The organism is Psychrobacter sp. NG25, assembly GCF_015234355.1.
Classification (GTDB): domain Bacteria; phylum Pseudomonadota; class Gammaproteobacteria; order Pseudomonadales; family Moraxellaceae; genus Psychrobacter.
Map to the genome: position 1 here is coordinate 14,806 of NZ_JADGMV010000003.1, position 19,518 is coordinate 34,323.

Here is a 19,518-nt window from a genome sequence, read left to right on the forward strand (position 1 = left end):
TTAAGAAAGGTTAAGGTGTTTTTGAACGTGGTGGGAATAGAGAGATAATAGAAGTTGAGTGATGAATAGTAAAAATGGGTGAGTCTGAGAATGATCGAAAGGGTAGAAGCTGTGCTAGAGATGGTGGTAAGTGTCACTGTCTAAATCGTCGCATTTGCAAGACAGGAATGGCGATAGTGATTGATATTTATCGCGCAGTAAACAGGCGCTTTCCCGCTAGCTCTAGTGCAGCTTGTAATAATAACTCCCATGCTGGCTGAAGAACCAGTCCTTTTATGGTTTGGTCACAGCGGTATAGAAGCGCAGGAGAGACTTTTAGATCAGATACTACGGCCTTCTTATCCGTCCATAGCACAAACTTCATTAATATGAGTACCGTTTATAAATACCCACTCAAGGTCTGAATCTGTGATTAGGGTCTGTTGAAGCAATCGGTAGATCACGCCAAGGACAGCCAACGCGCATATGATAAAGACGCCTCCAACCGTTTGTCTCACATTCCCTTTGTTATGAACATTAAGTTCCAGTAATATAAGTTTCAGTCTGGTTCAGTGTTCATCTTTGAGTATTATGCGAGGCATAGGAAATGAGGTCTTTTGGTGTAAGAACTTAAAGATTAACGGTTTGCTATTTTTATCATCACATTATAACCAATGTTCAACACGCCCTAAAGGTTTGTTGGGTAGTCTGCGTCATACAATCCAGATATAAAGGAATATAGAAAATGGAAAATATTACAATTCTTGGTGCTGGGACGATGGGGCATTCAATTGCTTTATCAGCAGCATGGGCCAACCAAACCGTAAACATATACGGCATCGATGAATATGATCTTGAAAACGCTGTTAAAGGCTTGAACAATAAGCTCAAGGTAATGACTGAAAACGAGCTGTTTACATCCGAACAAATGAACGAAATTAGACAACGTATCCAATTTACTACTTCCCTAGAAGAAGCAGTGTCGGAGGCAACTTTTATTATTGAAGTTATCCCTGAGGTTTTAGATTTAAAAAAAGAGCTATATAGCAAGTTGGAAGCGTTAGTTGAAGACGATGTAGTGATTGCCAGCAATACCTCAGGATTTACACCGAGTATATTAGCGGCGGATATGCTGCATCCTGCACGTTTTGTTGTAACCCATTTCTGGAACCCAGCTCATCTCATTCCTTTGGTGGAGGTGGTAAAAGGCGAGCATACAGATGCAGTTACAGTCCAGCGAGCAATGGATGTTTTAACGCTGATGAATAAAAAAGCAATAGTACTTAATAAAGAAATCCCAGGGTTTATTGGGAATCGTTTGCAGTATGCACTGTTTCGGGAAGCACAAGCATTATTAGATGCTGGAGCTGCTTCAAAAGAAGATATCGATGCTGCTGTGACCTACAGTATAGGCCGCCGGCTGCCTGTGACAGGGCCACTGATGTCTGCGGATATGGGTGGGCTAGATGTCTGTTCGTCTATTTCCAATTATTTATTCGAAGATTTGTCGACAGATCAACGTTCAGGTAAAGTGCTGTCTCAACTTGCGAATGAAAATAAGCTAGGAGATAAAACAGGAGAGGGCTTTTATTCGTGGGAACCAGATGTGTCGGCGAAAATGAATGAAGAACGGGAAAAGACACTGATTTATTTCCTCAAAAATGATTTGAAGGCAGGAATATAAAAATTAAAGTAGGAGCTGTCCTCATTTTTAGCCCATTGAGGCGATTTCGTTCAGATTGAGGACACGCCCTAGATAACCAGTTCAGTTCCTGCGTGACCCATAGTTTTAGCTGATGTAATTGACGTTTTGGGTCACGGTAGTTAAAACGCCTATCACGTTCCTTTAAACATAGATGAAAATACTCTTTTGAATAATTAATGTGTCGGCTCTGGAGTTCGGTATGAGACAAGCATAGACGCTTAGAATGACTAAACTTACTATTTCTAACGTCGAACTGTCTAAAAAGTAATATCTGCCAGTGCCATGATCGAATATCAAACACGGCCTAAGTTATTGAATTTTTCCAACCAATCAAACGGTAAACAGACGCTTTCCTGCTAGTTCTAGCGCAGCTTGCAATAGTAACTCCCACGCTGGCTGACGAACGAGTCCTTTGATTGCTTGATCACAGCGATAAAGTAGGGCAGGCCATTCAGCCGTGTGCGTTTTTGATTGGCGGCGGCAGGCTTGTTGATATAGCCCTTGTTTGCTGCGCCAAATGCCAAGCGCTTGCGGATCTTGTCCATCCATCAGTTGTATAATCTGACGCATATCTTTACTAATTGCCCATAATACTAAGGTCGTCGGCTCATCAGTCGCTTTGAGTTGAAAGATGATTTTTGCCACTTGTGCGCTATTACCTGCCAGCATCGCATCCGACAAATCAAACACGCTAAATTGAGCGTCACTGACCAATGCTGCTTGTAAATCTGTGATATCGAGTGCCACAGTATTTGTAGGCTGTGCAAAATCGCCAGCGGTTTCGGTATCTTCATGAGGAGCCATTAACTGCGGCGCAAACAGATAAGACAGCCGCCATAAGGTTTGGTACGCACTCAGCAAATGATGCTCAGTATGTGACATCAGTAGTTGCCATGCTTCTTGAGACAGCCGTAACCCAAATTTTTGAGCCTGAATCTGCAAGAGCTGCTGGCGCTGCTGCTCGTTGTATAAATTACAGTCAATGACATTGCCATATTGCGCAAAAGGCGCAAACCACTTGCTGCTCTGGCTACGTTTGTCTTGCTTAGGCGTAAGCCATAATACACTATGACCGTGTGTACCTGCTTGTGCTTCAATCGCAAAGCGTTCGAGCTCAGCAATGACAGTTTTATCGGGCTTATGATTGCCAGTCACGATTAAGGCGCTGGCATCATCAAACAATGATTGGCTACCCAATTCTGACAGTACTTCTTGCCAGCTTTTAACTGATATTAGTTCTATGCGCTTGATGGCATAATTCTGCGCGCGCCAATGTGGACGCAGCGCATCGATAAGCCATTGACTCAGCAACGGCTCATCACCGTGCGCCAGCCACAAGCCCGCTACTGCAACGGAGGGTTGTAGTAGTTTTGGATAGGCTTGTATAAAGGTATCTTGCATAAATAGATGGGTAGTACACAGGTTAATGGAAATAAGTATGGAGCGTATCGTAATGAGACGTTAAGGCGTTGGTACGACCACGGCTGTCGATGCTGAGCCGTTACCGATTTTCACTGGTGTTTTAGTGCCAGTGGACGGTACTTTAGGCAGAGAGATAGCAACATACTGATCAGTGATACGGCGTGCCAAACTGTCATAGAGCCATTCGCGAATTTGATCGCCTTGCTGATCATCCGTACTCACCGAGGCGTCATTGTACTGATAGCTACGCTCGATTTGGATAGGATTGCTCAGTGTCACTGGCTTACCATTTTCAGTGGTTTGATAGCTAACATCTGCTGATATGATCAAGCGAATCTCTGTTAAGACACCGACTAATTCATACTGTCTAAAGCGCAGGTTATTGACGCTGATAACAGAAACAGGATCAGCACTGGCTTGTTTATTATTAAGCGCAACGTCTGCAGCAGTCATGTTACTGATAACATCGACACCTAATGTTTCTAGGCGTCGCGTTAATGGTAGCTTAAGCGGGAAAGCGGTGCGATTGTCTTCGATAATGACCGCTGTTTTGGCAACATCGAGGAGCATCGGCGCATCATAACCACGTAGCTGAAAGCCGCAACCACTAAGCGCAGCCGTTGCACCGAGCACCGTAAACATCGGCAGTGCAGTAAGTAATGCAGTTACTAGCTTTTGTCCGCCGGACTTTTTTGCAATAGGGCTTTTGCTACTTGATAGGGCTTGCTGCTTATACGACATAATCGCTATCCTCAAATGATAAGAAGGCTTAGATAGAGTATCTACTAAGCCTAAAACATCTAACCTACAACCACTATATTCACGAGTTTATTCGGGACGACGATTTCTTTTTTGATTTCGCCAGTGATGAATTTCGCCACGCTTTCCATGGTTCGAGCTTGGGCTTTTAGCTGCTCTGGATCGCTATTCGGCGCCACATCCATCTTACCGCGCATTTTACCATTGACCTGTACGACCATCGTGATCATATCCTGCACCAGTGCAGCTTCATCAACGGTTGGGTAGTTTAGCGTGACGGTATCTAGGCCTAATTGCTCAAGTAAGTGCTCACCAACGTGCGGTGCATACACTGATAGCATGATAAGCAAGTCAGTCACTGCCTCGTGCTGTACTTTTAGGTCTTGCTCATTAGCCGCTTTAAAGCTCGTCAGCTCATTGGCAAGCTCCATGAGGCTCGATACTGGCGTGTTCAATGCCAAACGATCACCCAAATCATTATCAATTTTGGCGATGGTTTCATGAGTTTTGCGACGTAAGTTTTTGGCTGCTTTACTCAAGTCGTCAGTATTCAATGCTTCGCTATTGAGCGTCGCAAGATCTAAGTTCGCTGCGGTAAGCGCTTGCGTATGCTCTGTCGCCAAACGCCAGACTTTTTTGACGAAATTGTAAGGGCCTTTTAGTGCATCGTCTGACCATTCTAACGTTTGATCAGCAGGCGCGGTAAATAGTGTGTACAAACGAACCGTATCAGCACCATATTTGTCGATGGTGATTTGTGGATCGACACCATTGTTTTTTGACTTAGACATTTTTTCAATTTTGCCAATCGTCACTGGCTGTCCATCAGTCTTTAAGATGGCTTTGATCGGCTGACCGCGCTCGTCATAATCGATATCGACATCTTCGGTAAAGTAGTAAGTGGTACTGCCATCAGCGTTGACACGATAGAAAGTACCCGCAAGTACCATACCTTGCGTCATCAAGTTGGCAAATGGCTCGTTTCCTGAGACTAGGTTTTCGTCACGCATAAGCTTATGGAAGAAACGCGCGTAAAGTAGATGCATAACCGCGTGCTCAACACCACCGATGTACTGGTCGACAGGCAGCCATTTGTTGGCGGCAGATTTGTTGACCATGCTTTGCGCATCATTTGGGCTAGCAAAGCGAGCGTAATACCAGCTTGACTCAACAAAGGTGTCAAAGGTATCGGTTTCACGCTCAGCAGGGTTACCACATTTAGGGCAGGTAGTATTCACAAATTCTGGAATGTTTTTGAGTGGGTTGCCGCGTCCATCAGGAACGACATCAGTCGGTAAGATAACTGGCAAATCTTGCTCTTCGACAGGTATCGTACCGCAATGTTCGCAATTGATCATTGGGATAGGGCAGCCCCAATATCGTTGACGCGATACACCCCAATCACGTAAGCGATATTGGATTTTTTTCTTGGCCAATTCTTGTGGCTCAAGTTTGGCAAGCATGGCTTCGAACGCTTGCTCAAAATCTAGACCATCAAATTCGCCTGAATTGACTAAGGTATTGCGTTCAGTATAGGCAAGATTGATTTTAGTATCATTCGCTTTGGCATCTGCTTCTGCTTCATCAAAATATCCTGCAGGAATGTCGATAACTTGCTTAATAGGCAGACTGTATTTGGTTGCAAAATCATAGTCACGCTCATCATGTGCAGGTACAGCCATAACCGCACCTGAACCGTAGCTCATAAGCACATAGTTGGCCACCCAAACAGGCACTTCTTCACCTGTCAGTGGATGAGTCACGGTCAGACCTGTATCCATACCGATTTTTTCAGCTTTGGCTAAATCTGCTTCAGCGACTGAGCCTTTTTTGCATAGGGCACAAAAATCTGCAATGGCTTTATTATTTTCAGATGCGTACTGTGCGAGCGGATGCTCTGCGGCAACGGCGACATAAGTCACACCCATCAAGGTGTCAGGGCGGGTAGTGAACACGTCTAAAGTGTTGGTTTCACCAGCCAACTCATATGGGAAATGCACTTCCATACCAGCACTACGACCAATCCAGTTGCGCTGCATGGTCAATACTTCAGATGGCCAATGACCTTCCAAATCATCCAAATCATCCAATAGTTCATCGGCATAATCAGTGATATTGAAGTAGTACATTGGTATGTCGCGTTTTTCGACTGCAGCGCCACTGCGCCAGCCCTTGCCATCGATAACTTGCTCATTGGCCAAGACAGTATTGTCAATCGGATCCCAGTTGACAGTCGCTAGCTTTTTGTAGACTAAGCCTTTTTTATATAACTGCAAAAACAACCACTGCTCCCACTGATAATACTCAGGGCTACAAGTGGCAAATTCACGTGACCAGTCAATAGATAAGCCCAGTAATTTAAGCTGTGCACGCATATTGTCAATATTGGCAAATGTCCATTTGGCAGGTGGGGTTTGATTGGCAATCGCGGCGTTTTCTGCTGGCAGGCCAAAGCCATCCCAACCCATTGGTTGCATGACTTCGTAGCCTTTGAGGCGGTAGTAACGGCTCAGTACATCCGAGATGGTATAGTTACGCACATGGCCCATATGCAGCTTGCCACTTGGATAAGGGAACATAGACAGCATATAACGACTTGGCTTGTCGCTAGGCTCATTGCCCACTTCATAGCGCTTGTCAGTTGCCCATTTGGCTTGTTGCGCAGCTTCGATAGCTTGTGGGTTATAATAATTGTTTTCTGATTGTTCAGATGTCACAGTATTACTCATAGTGGGCTCGAAATTGGTTAATACAGATAAAAAATAGGTGGAATTCGACAATGCCATAGCATAGCGTAATTTGGCGAAAATTGCGATTGATTGTGACGTTGTTATAGTTGAATATAGGGGCTTAGTCTTTATAGACAGATGTTCTATCAATCACCTAATACAGTAGATACAACATGAGTGAAATTATTCTTAAGCAACCTGTCAGCGTGCTCAATCGAAAAATAAACTTTGATATCAAAGATTTTTTTATACAGGCATCTAAAACAGCTGTTCAAGCTACTGCTCAAGGGGTAACTGGAAACTTAATAGGTAGTGCAGCGACGATTGTCAAAGGTGTATTTGATATATCTAAGACTACAGAGCTTGAGTTAAAGGTTGAAGAGTTAGCATGGTTGCTTATTGCCCGTTCCCTAACTCAGGCTATTACTGAGATGCTAACTAGCGATCAGGATTTATTCGGTAGTAATATTGATAAAGCAGCGATAACAAGTGTCGCTACTAATATAGAAAATAAGATTAATGAGTCAGAAGTTGCTATAGATAACGATTTTTTTGAAGCGCCTCATCATTTAGCTCTATTAGATGACTTGGAAATTGTTTTAATTGAATGGTTCCAGCAACTAGGACTTGATGAAGCCAAAGCCAAATCAACTTATAAGCGTTTGAAAGGTCAGTTTTCTTTTTCACTTGATAAAGAATGGGTAACTAACGCTTCACAATATACCTCAATTATAGATCAATTAAATACGCCATTTACTAAGGCTACTGTAAAGCAAAGAAACATTAGACAGTATCGTTCGTGGCTGCAGCAACAAGTCAATGAGCGTATGTTTGATGAAGCATTTGGCTTAAAACAGATATATGTTCCTTTGAGAGCTTACTACGTGAAATCAGAGGAGCAAGACGAAAATATAATTGAACAAGATCTGACAGAACCTTTAGGCATTAAAACCCATGGAAAAACGAATAAAATCGTATGTGATTTAGAAAGTGAAATTCGGGAATGGCTGGAGGAGTACAATGAACATGACGCGTTAAGAGTCATCAGCGGAGGTCCTGGCTCTGGGAAATCGTCATTTGCTAAAATGTTAGCTGCAAATCTATCTGCACAATCAAATATACCAATCTTATTTATTCCTCTACATCATTTTCATCTTAATGACTATCTACTAGAAGCTATTAAGAAGTTCGTTGACAATCAACTAATACTTTCTCATACCAGTATGAGTGAAGAGAAAAATTTGTTGCTTATATTTGATGGCTTAGATGAGTTGTCTATGCAAAGTGGTACTAACGCAGCAGAGGTGTCAAACAGATTTATTACTGAAGTGCAAGACGCCCTAAGAGACAGAAAAAACGTCCATTGGAAAGCAATTATTACAGGCCGTGAGTTATCTATTCAGTCGCAACAACATAAACTTAAGAAGCCAAAGACTATCTATCATTTATTACCTTATTATATTGATGAAGAAAATAGAGAAGATTTTAATGATGCTAATAGCTTATTGATGACTGACCAGCGTAGTGAGTGGTGGCAAAAATTGGCTGAGTTGAAAGGTTTTGAATTTGATGACATACCAACAGAGTTAGCTACTAAACACTTAGAGCCTATTACGACCGAACCGCTACTTAATTATCTTGTGTCATTAAGTTATTTGAAAGAAGACGGTATTGCATTTTCAGAAAATACTAATTTAAATGAAATATATGCCGATTTATTAGATTCAGTACATGAGCGCAAATATACGGATAGCGGTACACACAGAAGTGTCGATAGTATGGATAAAAGGAAATTCGTACGTATTCTACAGGAAATTGCACTGACAGTTTGGCATGAGAATGGGCGAACGGCTAGCGTTAGCCAGATTACTGAACAATGTAAAAAAGCTAATATTGATAGCTATTTCAAAGAGTTTACTAAAGATGCGGAATCAGGCGTTATCCGTTTATTGATGGCATTTTATTTCAGAAAGTTTGATGGAAATAATAGTGATGAAACTTTTGAGTTTACTCATAAAAGCTTTGGTGAGTATCTGACAGCAAAGCGAATAATGCTCGAACTGTCTAAAATATTAAATGAAGTAGAACGGTTTAAAGAAGAGGCTGACTCAGGTTGGACGTTAGAAGATGCATTTGGAAAATGGATAAGTGTTTGTGGACCTCAAAGAATAGATATATATCTAAGAGAATTCTTAGATGGTGAAATCCAAATATTAGCTAGTACTGATTCTGGTTTGCATAAGATAAATAAGTTTCAAGAGCTACTTATAGAACTCATACAGATGGCTGTAAATGGCCAGTCGCCTGTCAAAAAATTAGGTCTAGATAGCTTCAGTGATGATTTAACATATAGCAATAATTCTGAAATTGCACTTTTAGAGCTTCATTCTTTATGTGCAAAACGTACAAAAAAGATAATTAAAAACGTATCTTATAGAGAGAAAGAGTCATTTGATGTTTGGTTGTCTAGATTGAATTACCTACAAAATGCAAGCTTAAATTATTTAGATTTATCTAGCCTTACTTTTAAAAATAGTTTCAATGAATGCGATTTTTCTTCAACTATATTAGATAATAGTTTCATAATGTTTAATAAAATTTATCAGTGTAATTTTGGAGAAGTTAGTATGAAAAACTCATTTTGTATAGGTGTTAATTTTAATGATAATAATTTATTAAATGTCGATTTTTCTGAAGCAAGAATTATAGATACAGAATTTAAAGATAGTAATTTGAAAAAATCGATTTTTGAAAACACAGTTTTATTGAAGATTGACTTTAAAGAATGTAATCTCGAAAATATAGATGTATCTGAAGATTCGTTTAATATTGCTGGGCAAGTTAACTTTATTGATTCTAATCTTGAAAATGCAAACTTTAAGAATGCTAGCATTGGGAATATGAGATTTATTGATTCAAATATTGTAAACGGTAATTTCGAAGGCACGAATCATGAAGAGGCTTATTTCAAAGGTTCTAACCTAAAGGGTACTATTTTAGAAAACATATACACGTCAGAAGAGAAATTAGAGGAAGAAAAATGACCATCACCATTTACGGTATCAAGTCTTGTAGCACGATGAAAAAAGCGTTCACTAAGCTAAAAGAGCTAGATATCAGCTATGATTTTCACGATTATAAAAAACAAGGTATTGAGAAAGAAACAGTACAGCGTTGGGTAAATGAGCTAGGCATTGATAAAGTACTGAACAAGCGTGGCACCACATGGCGTAAGCTGACCGACGAGCAAAAGCAATCAGCTGATGCCAATGTAGATAACGCGATTGACTTGCTAGTAGAGAATACCAGTATGATTAAGCGTCCGATTGTAGAAGGTCAGATCGATGACAAAAACCAAGGTCAGCCGATATTACTGTGCGGTTTTGATGAGGCTGTATTCGATACAACTTTTTCATAAAAAAGCTATCACTTTGACACGTTATAAACTATGATTTCATCAATGGAATTAAGTTTGCTCGTTTATAATGTTCAAGGATAAAATCATGAAAAAACTATTACTAATGGCCACCCTTGCAGCAGCACCTCTCATGGTCACAAGCGTGCAAGCAGCGGACAATTCTACTAAGATTACCTTCGCAAAAGACAGCTATTGCGGTAGCTTTACAGGTAACATTAAAAACGGAAAAGTGTTTCGTCTATGGCTTGCGTCAGATCAGAACTTAGTGATTCGCAATGTTGGTGATGACCGCATCAATATGGCTTATGTCTCAGGGCCAAGTGGTCGTTTGGATGGTGATCGCTATGACAATGAAACGTCTTACATTACTGAGAGTAAAGGCAATCATTATATGAAGGTTTATGGCAATAGTAGCCATAGTTCTGTCGAGTTCTGTGCTTATTAATATTTAGGGCGTGTTGAATATTCAAATATTAGGGCTGCTGATTGCTAAAATTGCACCAAACTAGGCATAAACTGACGATAATGTCGAGACCTTAGCTAGGTTTATAACAACGTTTGGAATGATTTTAGCATCAGCCTTTCAGGGCAGGACTATTTTTTGCCAATACATGGCGAAATTGTCTAACCTAGAACGACTAGGCGTCAAAAATTTCACTGCGTATTGTCTAAAAAATAGTCACTGCCAGCACCACATTTGAATGTTCAACACGCCCCTAGTCAGTTAACGACTAAACCGCTACAGCGTTACCCTCCTTAGAGGTACTAAATGTACAATCTGCAGTCGGCTGCCTTGTAGTCATTTTAGCCTTCTTTGGCTATAGTTGAAGCATCGATAGACCATAAAAAAGCCCGAGCTTGGTATCCAAGCTCGGGCTTTTCAGTGTTAGTATCAGTGTTAGTAATTATAGGTTGCTAACGCAATTATGAATCCAATTCACGACTGATTAATGTGCCGACACCTTCATTGGTGAAAATCTCAAGCAAGGTAGCATGAGGCACACGACCATCGACGATAACAGCGCTTTTTACGCCACTACGTACGGCATCAAGCGCACACTGAATTTTAGGAATCATGCCACCTGAGATAGTGCCATCTTCGATTAAGCTGTCGACTTTCTTTGGTGTCAGTCCAGTCACGACTTCGCCATCACGGCCCAATACGCCTTTGATGTTGGTCAGCAGCATTAACTTTTCTGCTTGCAAAAACTCTGCGACTTTACCTGCGACTAGATCAGCATTGATATTATAGGTATTGCCTTCGCTATCGACGCCGAGTGGGGCGATGACAGGGATAAAGTCAGACGCAATGAGCATATTAATCACGTCTTTATTGACACTGACCACATCACCGACGAACCCTAGGTCTATCGGAACAGCGATGCCATCTTCGCCGATTTTTTCCATCTTTAACTTTTTGGCCAGGATTAAGTTGGCGTCTTTACCAGTTAAACCAATCGCGCGTCCACCGTGCTTATTGATTAAGCTAACAATCGATTTATTGACGCCGCCGCCTAACACCATCTCGACGATATCCATGGTGCTTTTATCAGTGACTCGCATACCATCGATACGTTTAGACTGACGACCAAGCTCTTTTAACAAGTTATCCACTTGCGGGCCACCGCCATGTACGACGACAGGATGCATGCCAACGGTTTTTAACAAAACGATATCGCGGGCAAATGAGCTTTCTAGCGCAGGATCAGTCATCGCATTGCCGCCGTATTTGACGACGATGATCTTATCGACAAAGCGCTGGATATAAGGCAGTGCCGTGGTCAATACTTCAGCGGTGTTTTTGGCATCATCTAAGTTAAGCGTCATTACAAACTCCTAAAGTACGGTTTTGTACGGGTTGGTTATTTGTGCGATATAAAACTATCGTCATTATTAATATCATTAATAAGGTCATAATGTGTTTAATACAATTATTCAGCAGGAATAGCGACAATCTTGGCTGCCAATTCTTTATCAAATGGGCTACATAATGCGGCAAATTTTGTCTGAATATCTGTTAGTTCATCGATGCTATCACCAGCAAAGCGTGCGGTCAGATGGTGACTGGTGTTTGATTGGCGCAGCACCCCAAAGCCATGTGGGAAATCCAAACGAACGCCATCGATACAGCTCAGCGTTGTCCCTACGGGCATTAAGTTTCTGGCTTGCTTGAGTGTTAAGTGAGGCTCTACCACCGAACAGTGACAATCTAATAGCAGGTCAGTATTTATCAAATGATGGTCAGAATCTGCTGCTGTTGCTTCCAAAATTTGGCGTAAATAACGACAGAATCTGGCCAGCTGTTCTACGAGTGAGTATTCTGTTCCAAAAGTTGTTGGCATCGGCAAATAATGATCCGCTGTACTTACCATTGCAGGTAGACTTTCCGTAATGTGTGTCAATGCTCGTTTGCTATCGACCAGATTGTCAGTAGCCAACCAGTGCAACAGCCGTAATGCTGCGTACATCGCATCATCATAAACAATAAAGCGGCTATCATTAAAGATAAAGTGCCCTGACAACTCTCCAGCAAAGACAATTTGGTAATCAGAGCGCTGTATCTGTTGGCGCATAAAACTGCTACCCGTTCTACTCATGACGGGTGTTGCATCAAGATCAGATAACAGCTTTGGTAAATGATGAGAGCACTTAATGTCAAAAAGGACTTGAGGTGAGCGTTGTGAGCTTATTAAGGCTGTATCGTCTATTGACTCTGCATTATACAAAGTGTCAGGGCGTTCTGCGATAGCCACTTGCGCTAATAAATATAATAGATGGTCAGGCGAGACGACTTTGCCGTTGGTATCGACGATCATCAGTCGATCGCCATCACCGTCAAAGGCAATTCCTATATCTGCTTGATGGTGAAGTACGTTTTGCTGTAATTGTGTGAGGCGGTGTGGTTCAGTAGGATCAGGATTGCCAGAGGGAAAGTTGCCGTCTGGTATGTCATTCATCATGATGACATCTTGGCAGAAATGGCCAAATAAACGCTGTGCAATAGCGCTGGTCGCACCATGCATACAGTCAATAACGACTCGAAAATCAAGTTTAGATAAGGGCTGCTGAGTCTCTTTTGAGTGCTGCTGATTAAATTGATAAATTTGCTGAAAGACTTCAGCGATAGCCTCAATGTAAGCCGTTGCTATCTGCTCAGTAGATAAGTCAGCCTGTTGACTATGAACGAAATTATCAGTCGTGTATGAGAGTTCATCTTGACGATGAGATTTCTGTTTAAGGCAATGCTCTGATCTATCACTCATTATCAGCTTTTGCAAATACAGCTGTTGGTAGAGTGACTGAATTTCTGAGCTACTAGGAGATTGGTGGTTTACCAACCACTTAACGCCTAAAATTTCTTTAGCAGAATGACTGGCGGTCACAATGATGCCATGCCCCTGATATTGCTCTGCCCAAAAAACCATCATTGGTGTAGTGACGAGACCTAGCTGTATAACAGTTAGACCATGCTGAGCCAATGTATGAGCGAGTTTATGTGCAATAGCATTACTACCATTACGCACATCATAACCAATCACAATAATGATGCTTTTAGAGATGGAGGGTTGCGCTAACAGGTTATCTTTTGAATCGCTATCTTCTGATAGACAAAGTAGACCATTATAGAGGTGAGCAAAAGCATTGCCGAGCGCTTGTATAAAGTCAGTGGTGAAATGCTGGCGTGAACCACGAATATCATAAGCACGAAATAAGGATTGCTGCTCAGCAAAAGATGGCATCGCTTACGCTCCTTATATCGTGGTTATGATGGTTGTGGCTATTATTTTTATTGTTGTCATTGTAATTATTATTATCTTGATGATTAACAATAGTTAAAACGATAAATCAGTTATGGTTACCGATTGATTACTGGCGACCTGAATGTCCAAATCCACCGGCACCGCGTTCGCTTTCATCACTGAACTCTGCTACCACTGAAAACTCAGGGCGAGCGACAGGTACGACGATATATTGTGCCATACGCTCTGCTGGATTAAGCACAAAGTCGTTGTTACTGCGATTCCAAATACTAACCATCAGCTCACCTTGATAATCAGCATCGATCAGCCCAACCAGATTACCTAAGACGATACCGTGCTTATGACCAAGACCTGAACGCGGTAAAATCATACCTGCATAATTAGGATCTTGGATATAAACGGCGAGGCCTGTGCCGATTAAGTGTGTTTCACCTGCTTTAATGGTTAATGGCTCATCGATGCAAGCGCGCAAGTCAATACCCGCACTACCATCGGTGGCACGAGTCGGAAGAGAAAATGCTGCGTCTTCGATAATTTTAGGGTTTATAACTTTAACTTGTACAGCTTGCATAACGAACTCACTTAACGATTTGATGGTTTTTAAATGATGTTTTTGAACTAGGGCTTTGAACAAAATGTATTCAGAGTTTTTATATAAATAACAATTCTATATTTTGATTGGGCAATTCAGCAATTGATTATAGTATTAATACGCTGGCTAAGCCTAAAAATGACATAAAACCGACAATATCCGTAACAGTCGTTAGGATAACGGAAGCAGATAGCGCAGGGTCGATATTCATACGTTTGAGCATCAGCGGTATACTGATGCCTGAGACGTTGGCGGCCGTCATATTAATCGCAATGGCAAAGCCAATGACCGCACTAATCTTAATATCATGGAACCATAGCTGGGCAATAAACGCCATGATTATAGCCCATATAATACCGTTTATCGCCCCGACCCACAGCTCTTTGTTCAACAGCCACACGCGGTTAGAACCACCGATTTGACCCATAGCCATACCGCGAATGACAACGGTAAGGGTCTGTGATCCAGCAATACCGCCCATACTCGCAACCACTGGCATGAGTATCGCTAGCGCCACGACTTGTGCTAGTACTTCCTCAAACTGTCCAATTACCGCTGCGGCCAATAGGGCGGTACACAAGTTAATACCTAGCCAAACACTACGGCTTTTGGCGCTGGTTAAGATAGGGGCAAATAACTCTTCATCTTGGCTGACACCCGCCAAGTTTTTCATGGTGCTGTCGACATCATCTTGGATAATTTCCATGATGTCCTCACCATTTAGCTGACCGACTAGCTCGCCATGGCTGTTAGTAACAGGGGCGAAACGAATATCTTCTGAACGAAAAATCGCAGCGGCATCTTGAATATCTAGACGATCATTGATCGTGATGGCAGTGTCAATCAATTCGGATACTAAAGTGGTTTGATGGTGTTTAATTAAATCAACCAAACTTAATAGACCCAATAGTTGCTGGCTTTGATCAACCACCAATAGCTCTTGGCTTTCATCATCGAGGAGGTCGTCGTTCTCTCGTAGCCAGTGTTGTACTTCTGTTAGCGTGATATCTTCTCGTACCTGAATAATATCAGGATCCATATAGCTACCAACTTCCCAATCCTCATAAGTATCGAGTTTGTTGACCTGAACGCGGGTCTCTTCGTCCAGCGTTGCCATGACGGAGGTACGTACGCTTTCGGTCACTGTATCCAAAATCTCAGAGATGTCTTGTGCATCGAGGTCTTGGGTAAATAAAGAAATCTCTTTTGAAGAGATGTTCTCCATTAAGGGTTGGCGTGTATCGACATCTAGCTCAGCGAGGACTTCACCTTTAATGCTCTCTGGAACCTGCGCCCAAATTAAAAGACGGTTTTGAGTCGGGAAAGACTCTAATAAGTTGGCAATCTCATATTCTGACTGCTTTTCTAAAAACTCGGTAATGGCTTCATATGCCTTGTCAGCTACCAATCCCTGTAGATACAGCAGCTTATATTCAGCATTATATTCAGCTGGATTATAATCTCCCTGTAGCGCAGATGGTCGTTCTTGATTCGGCATCGGGGTAGGCATAAAATTTCCAAGGTTTTCAAAAAATATAAATAACAACTAAAACAGTCATTTTTCGCCCAGTCTCAGGCGTGTGTTTTTAAGCATTTTCATTAAGACTAGCGATTGCCTAATAACGCTCTAATATTTGCCAAATACTCATCAGCAACTGCTTCTGGGTCTTTAGTGGCTTTTTTCTTTTTCGCTTTGGCTGGCCAGTCGATATGATCTTCTGGTAACTCATCTAAAAATCGCGATTCTGACGTAACGCGCATCTGACCGCCTGCACGGCGCTGCGTGGCTAGTGTCAATGTTAGCTCGCGACGAGCACGGGTGATACCTACGTACATCAATCGTCGTTCTTCTTCTACGGTTTCACTCAGGATAGAGTTGCGGTGCGGTAGCATCTCTTCCTCAAGTCCCATGATATAGACGAAATCAAACTCCAAGCCTTTTGCCGCATGCAAGGTCATTAAGTTGACCTTATTGGTATTCTCTTCTTCTTGCTGCTGCTCGAGCATATCAAGCAATACCAGCTTACGAATGATGGTATCAATCGTCCGATCTTCGTCTTCTTCGGCGCGATTAATCAGCGATTGAATACTGGTATAAAGCATATCAATATTATCAATACGGTTCTTTTCTTGCTGCGGCGTTTTGGCATCACTACGCACAAAGTCAATATAACCTGTCTCATCGATCATTTGACGTACGATTGGCACGGGGTCCGGGTGTTGGTCTAACTCACGAGTATAGTGCTCGATAAACTCACCAAACTCTTTTATGGTGCCATAAGACTTAGACGGTAACACATGGGTTAAGCCAGCATGTGTACAAGAGGCCAACAGCGATATGCTGTGCTCTTGCGCAAACAGTCCAAGCTTTTCGAGCGTTGCTGGTCCCATACCGCGCTTAGGCGTATTGATAATACGCAAAAATGCGCTGTCATCTTCAGGGTTCAGAATCAGACGCAGATAGCCCATGATATCTTTGATTTCACTACGTGCAAAGAAAGATTGGCCACCAGACAGTTTATAAGGGACTTGTAGCTGACGCAGTTGCGCTTCTAGCATCCGCGCCTGAAAGTTACTACGATAAAGGACGGCATATTGTTCCCACTCATTACCAAAGCGCAGTTTATGAGTGACGATTTCTTTTGCTACGCGTTCGGACTCATCGTCATCATTACGGCAGTTGATAATACGAATTTTTTCGCCTTGACCTTTATCTGACCACAGTTTCTTTTCAAATAAATGCTCATTATTCATAATGACCGCGTTGGCTGAGGTCAGAATACGGGTAGTGGAACGGTAGTTTTGCTCTAGCATGACGATCTTTAGCTTAGGAAAGTCTTCCTTTAGCAGTGCCATGTTTTCAGGCTTTGCTCCGCGCCACGCATAGATAGATTGGTCATCATCGCCAACCACAGTAAAGCGACCTTGCGGGCCAACCAAGTATTTAATCATTTCATACTGGGCCGTATTGGTATCTTGATACTCATCGACCAAGAGATAACGAATGCGGTTTTGCCATTTATCACGTAGCTCTCTATTTTCGCGCAATATCTTGGTTGGTAGTACAATCAAGTCATCAAAATCGACGGCATTATAAGCACGCAGATTACGCTCGTATAATGCATACAACGTGGCAAAAATCATATCTTCTGGGTCGTCTAACGTTTCCATCGCCTTATCAGGCTCAATCAGATCATTTTTCCAATCAGAAATCATCTTGATTGCTTTGCCAACCAACTCGCGACTTTCAGCACCACTTAAGTTGTCACGCATCATCAGTTCCATCAGCAGCCGCTTGCTGTCGTCGCTGTCCATGATAGAGAAGTTACCCTTTAGCGGGGTATGAATCAGCTCGTAGCGCAAAAACTGCAGACCGAATTGGTGAAAGGTCGACACGGTCAGACCACGCATTTTTTCACTTGGTAGCAGTTTACTGACACGGGCCTTCATCTCGCGAGCCGCTTTATTGGTGAAAGTCACCGCCGTGATGCGCTCAGCAGGCATATCACATTCTTCGATCAGGTAGGCAATCTTTCGGGTAATTACGGATGTCTTACCGGAGCCTGCACCTGCGAGTACAAGTAACGGACCAGATACGTAGAGCATGGCTTCTTGTTGTTTGGGATTGAGTTGACTCATAACGTAACCTGTAAGACAAAAGCAAAAAGAGAGAGTGGCACTGATGGCGGCATCATTAGATACACGCTGATTGACTTATTAACATGAGTGTCATGATGATGTTTTAATCAAAAAACACCCAATAAAGGCAATAAAATTAAGTGGGTTATTATAAAGCAAAAACATGAACTTTGGGGAATGAGTTGGGCGAAGAGCAGGGGTTTAAAGGCTGAATTTCTGACCATATTTACAATTACGGCCTATGATAATTCATAAGATGGATTTGATGTTAATATAAGGTACAACCCCTATCATAATTTTTGATGAAAAAAACATGTTTTATTACATATAAAATGACCGCTCAATACAGTTAAAAACTAGCTTTTGGACACTGATATGCGTATAGTACGTACATAATTTATGCCAGTTGTCTCGTCATTATTGACTACGTGTAATGAGCTATTAAATCAATTAAGTAAACTATCGAATATGATATTGATTTAATAAGTTGATCTTACGTTTTTAGAAGATGCGTTAGACGACCAGCCATGTTTCCGTGCGTATATCGGAATCCCTGCAGTTGGTTATGTCTGACATCGTCGTCAATACACTTGATAATTGGTTGTTACTAGCAAAATACCTAAAATGTGACTTAATAACAGTTGCTTAAATAAAGCGACTGAATGACAGTCGCTTTGTGTTTTCGTTTGTGTGATGCCTGTGGCTAGACGACCTTGATAGGTCGGTACTTGCGCTGTGCTAAACACTCGATTGGGTGAGGAGCACGTATTATCATGTCTGCTTTTAATTGGTCAGCAATCGCTTTTATCTTAGCCGCCATTGGGCTAGTTGTCTTCATGCTGGTCGTGCCGCGTTTGCTTGGCGGTCGCTCTCAGGGCTCACAAAAAGAAGAAGTATTTGAAGCGGGTGTTGTCGGATCTGGCAACGCCCGTATTCGTTTGTCTGCCAAATTCTATTTGGTAGCAATCTTCTTTGTCATCTTCGATCTAGAAGCGCTGTATTTGTACGCTTACGCCGTTTCAGTACGTGAGGCTGGCTGGTTAGGTTTTGCCGCTGCTGCCATATTCATCACCATCTTAATCATCGGTTTGATCTATGAGCTAAGTTTGGGTGCGATGAACTGGGCACCTGCTGATAAGCTGCGCAAAAAAGTACGTCTATATGCCGCACCTGCTGGTTTTAATTTAGCAGATATCACCAAATTCGATGGTGCTCACGAGCTGATGGTCGATCCGACAGGCAAAGTACCCGCACAGTCCTCAGGACAAATCAACGTCTCGAACAATATTGAAGTCAATCGTCATCATTTAGAAAATATCGATCATATTAATACTACAGGCAATGTTACTTCTGTAGATTTTGCGACGTCTGCTCGACAAGATAACGGTAAGCGTTAGTTTTGTTGGACGGTCTTAGTTTTCGATAGTCTATAAAGGCTAGTAGCAAGATTACGACGACGCAAGTATGTTTGGATGAATGATCACTTGTTAATAATAGAAGTTAAGGCGCTAGCG

The 19,518-nt window shown here is 42.1% G+C and carries 14 protein-coding genes and 1 pseudogene; 5 read left to right on the forward strand and 10 right to left on the reverse strand.

Going from position 1 to position 19,518, the window contains the following annotated elements; genetic code table 11:
* Positions 1–187 precede the first annotated feature (187 nt).
* Positions 188–364 (reverse strand): hypothetical protein, encoded by a 177-nt coding sequence (locus tag IPZ60_RS05445; protein WP_227669248.1) that lies wholly within the window; start codon positions 362–364, stop codon positions 188–190.
* A 1-nt stretch (position 365) separates the two neighbouring features.
* Positions 366–542: pseudogene (locus IPZ60_RS05450) on the reverse strand (IS5/IS1182 family transposase); the annotation flags it as partial.
* 182 nt (positions 543–724) lie between these two features.
* Between IPZ60_RS05450 and IPZ60_RS05455 the strand changes: the two are divergent.
* The gene (locus IPZ60_RS05455; protein ID WP_194196856.1) at positions 725–1,663 is read left to right on the forward strand and encodes a 3-hydroxyacyl-CoA dehydrogenase family protein; all 939 of its coding nucleotides are present in this window, start codon (positions 725–727) and stop codon (positions 1,661–1,663) included.
* Between the two features lie 351 nt (positions 1,664–2,014).
* Here IPZ60_RS05455 and holA read toward each other — a convergent pair whose 3' ends face one another.
* From holA to leuS, 3 genes are read right to left on the reverse strand one after another with little or no spacing between them, the layout of a single operon-like run.
* Positions 2,015–3,085, reverse strand: a complete 1,071-nt coding sequence (gene holA, locus IPZ60_RS05460; RefSeq protein WP_194196857.1) for a DNA polymerase III subunit delta — start codon at positions 3,083–3,085, stop codon at positions 2,015–2,017.
* A gap of 60 nt (positions 3,086–3,145) precedes the next feature.
* Positions 3,146–3,847, reverse strand: coding sequence for an LPS assembly lipoprotein LptE (gene lptE, locus IPZ60_RS05465; RefSeq protein ID WP_227669249.1), 702 nt, complete (start codon positions 3,845–3,847; stop codon positions 3,146–3,148).
* Between the two features lie 59 nt (positions 3,848–3,906).
* Complete coding sequence (leuS, locus tag IPZ60_RS05470) at positions 3,907–6,594, reverse strand: leucine--tRNA ligase (protein ID WP_194196858.1); 2,688 nt, start codon at positions 6,592–6,594, stop codon at positions 3,907–3,909.
* Between the two features lie 173 nt (positions 6,595–6,767).
* Here leuS and IPZ60_RS05475 point away from each other — a divergent pair, with 173 nt between their 5' ends.
* The 3 genes from IPZ60_RS05475 (at position 6,768) to IPZ60_RS05485 (ending at position 10,457) form a co-directional block, all read left to right on the forward strand.
* On the forward strand, positions 6,768–9,638 hold the full coding sequence (locus IPZ60_RS05475; RefSeq protein ID WP_194196859.1) for a pentapeptide repeat-containing protein: 2,871 nt from the start codon (positions 6,768–6,770) through the stop codon (positions 9,636–9,638).
* Entirely contained in the window at positions 9,635–10,012 is a 378-nt protein-coding gene (locus IPZ60_RS05480; protein ID WP_194196860.1) for a Spx/MgsR family RNA polymerase-binding regulatory protein, read from the forward strand. Before IPZ60_RS05475 ends, IPZ60_RS05480 begins: the two co-directional genes overlap by 4 nt.
* A gap of 85 nt (positions 10,013–10,097) precedes the next feature.
* Positions 10,098–10,457 (forward strand): hypothetical protein, encoded by a 360-nt coding sequence (locus IPZ60_RS05485; protein ID WP_194196861.1) that lies wholly within the window; start codon positions 10,098–10,100, stop codon positions 10,455–10,457.
* A 479-nt stretch (positions 10,458–10,936) separates the two neighbouring features.
* Here the strand turns inward: IPZ60_RS05485 and argB are convergent, their stop codons facing one another.
* The 5 genes from argB to IPZ60_RS05510 form a co-directional block, all read right to left on the reverse strand.
* Positions 10,937–11,839, reverse strand: a complete 903-nt coding sequence (gene argB / locus IPZ60_RS05490) for an acetylglutamate kinase (protein WP_194196862.1) — start codon at positions 11,837–11,839, stop codon at positions 10,937–10,939.
* A gap of 104 nt (positions 11,840–11,943) precedes the next feature.
* Positions 11,944–13,752, reverse strand: coding sequence for a phosphomannomutase (locus IPZ60_RS05495; RefSeq protein ID WP_194196863.1), 1,809 nt, complete (start codon positions 13,750–13,752; stop codon positions 11,944–11,946).
* Between the two features lie 127 nt (positions 13,753–13,879).
* Complete coding sequence (gene dut, locus IPZ60_RS05500; RefSeq protein ID WP_194196864.1) at positions 13,880–14,344, reverse strand: dUTP diphosphatase; 465 nt, start codon at positions 14,342–14,344, stop codon at positions 13,880–13,882.
* A gap of 127 nt (positions 14,345–14,471) precedes the next feature.
* Complete coding sequence (mgtE, locus tag IPZ60_RS05505; RefSeq protein ID WP_194196865.1) at positions 14,472–15,875, reverse strand: magnesium transporter; 1,404 nt, start codon at positions 15,873–15,875, stop codon at positions 14,472–14,474.
* Positions 15,876–15,970: 95 nt separating this feature from the next.
* Positions 15,971–18,004, reverse strand: a complete 2,034-nt coding sequence (locus IPZ60_RS05510) for a UvrD-helicase domain-containing protein (protein ID WP_194196866.1) — start codon at positions 18,002–18,004, stop codon at positions 15,971–15,973.
* A 773-nt stretch (positions 18,005–18,777) separates the two neighbouring features.
* Between IPZ60_RS05510 and ndhC the strand changes: the two genes are divergently transcribed.
* The gene (gene ndhC / locus IPZ60_RS05515) at positions 18,778–19,401 is read left to right on the forward strand and encodes an NADH-quinone oxidoreductase subunit A (protein ID WP_194196867.1); all 624 of its coding nucleotides are present in this window, start codon (positions 18,778–18,780) and stop codon (positions 19,399–19,401) included.
* Positions 19,402–19,518 lie beyond the last annotated feature (117 nt).

Coding starts and splice junctions, on each gene's coding strand:
- IPZ60_RS05445 (WP_227669248.1), bottom strand. CDS start 364: ATGAAGTTTGTGCTATGGACGGATAAGAAGGCCGTAGTATCTGATCTA.
- IPZ60_RS05455 (WP_194196856.1), top strand. CDS start 725: ATGGAAAATATTACAATTCTTGGTGCTGGGACGATGGGGCATTCAATT.
- holA (WP_194196857.1), bottom strand. CDS start 3,085: ATGCAAGATACCTTTATACAAGCCTATCCAAAACTACTACAACCCTCC.
- lptE (WP_227669249.1), bottom strand. CDS start 3,847: ATGTCGTATAAGCAGCAAGCCCTATCAAGTAGCAAAAGCCCTATTGCA.
- leuS (WP_194196858.1), bottom strand. CDS start 6,594: ATGAGTAATACTGTGACATCTGAACAATCAGAAAACAATTATTATAAC.
- IPZ60_RS05475 (WP_194196859.1), top strand. CDS start 6,768: ATGAGTGAAATTATTCTTAAGCAACCTGTCAGCGTGCTCAATCGAAAA.
- IPZ60_RS05480 (WP_194196860.1), top strand. CDS start 9,635: ATGACCATCACCATTTACGGTATCAAGTCTTGTAGCACGATGAAAAAA.
- IPZ60_RS05485 (WP_194196861.1), top strand. CDS start 10,098: ATGAAAAAACTATTACTAATGGCCACCCTTGCAGCAGCACCTCTCATG.
- argB (WP_194196862.1), bottom strand. CDS start 11,839: ATGACGCTTAACTTAGATGATGCCAAAAACACCGCTGAAGTATTGACC.
- IPZ60_RS05495 (WP_194196863.1), bottom strand. CDS start 13,752: ATGCCATCTTTTGCTGAGCAGCAATCCTTATTTCGTGCTTATGATATT.
- dut (WP_194196864.1), bottom strand. CDS start 14,344: ATGCAAGCTGTACAAGTTAAAGTTATAAACCCTAAAATTATCGAAGAC.
- mgtE (WP_194196865.1), bottom strand. CDS start 15,875: ATGCCTACCCCGATGCCGAATCAAGAACGACCATCTGCGCTACAGGGA.
- IPZ60_RS05510 (WP_194196866.1), bottom strand. CDS start 18,004: ATGAGTCAACTCAATCCCAAACAACAAGAAGCCATGCTCTACGTATCT.
- ndhC (WP_194196867.1), top strand. CDS start 18,778: ATGTCTGCTTTTAATTGGTCAGCAATCGCTTTTATCTTAGCCGCCATT.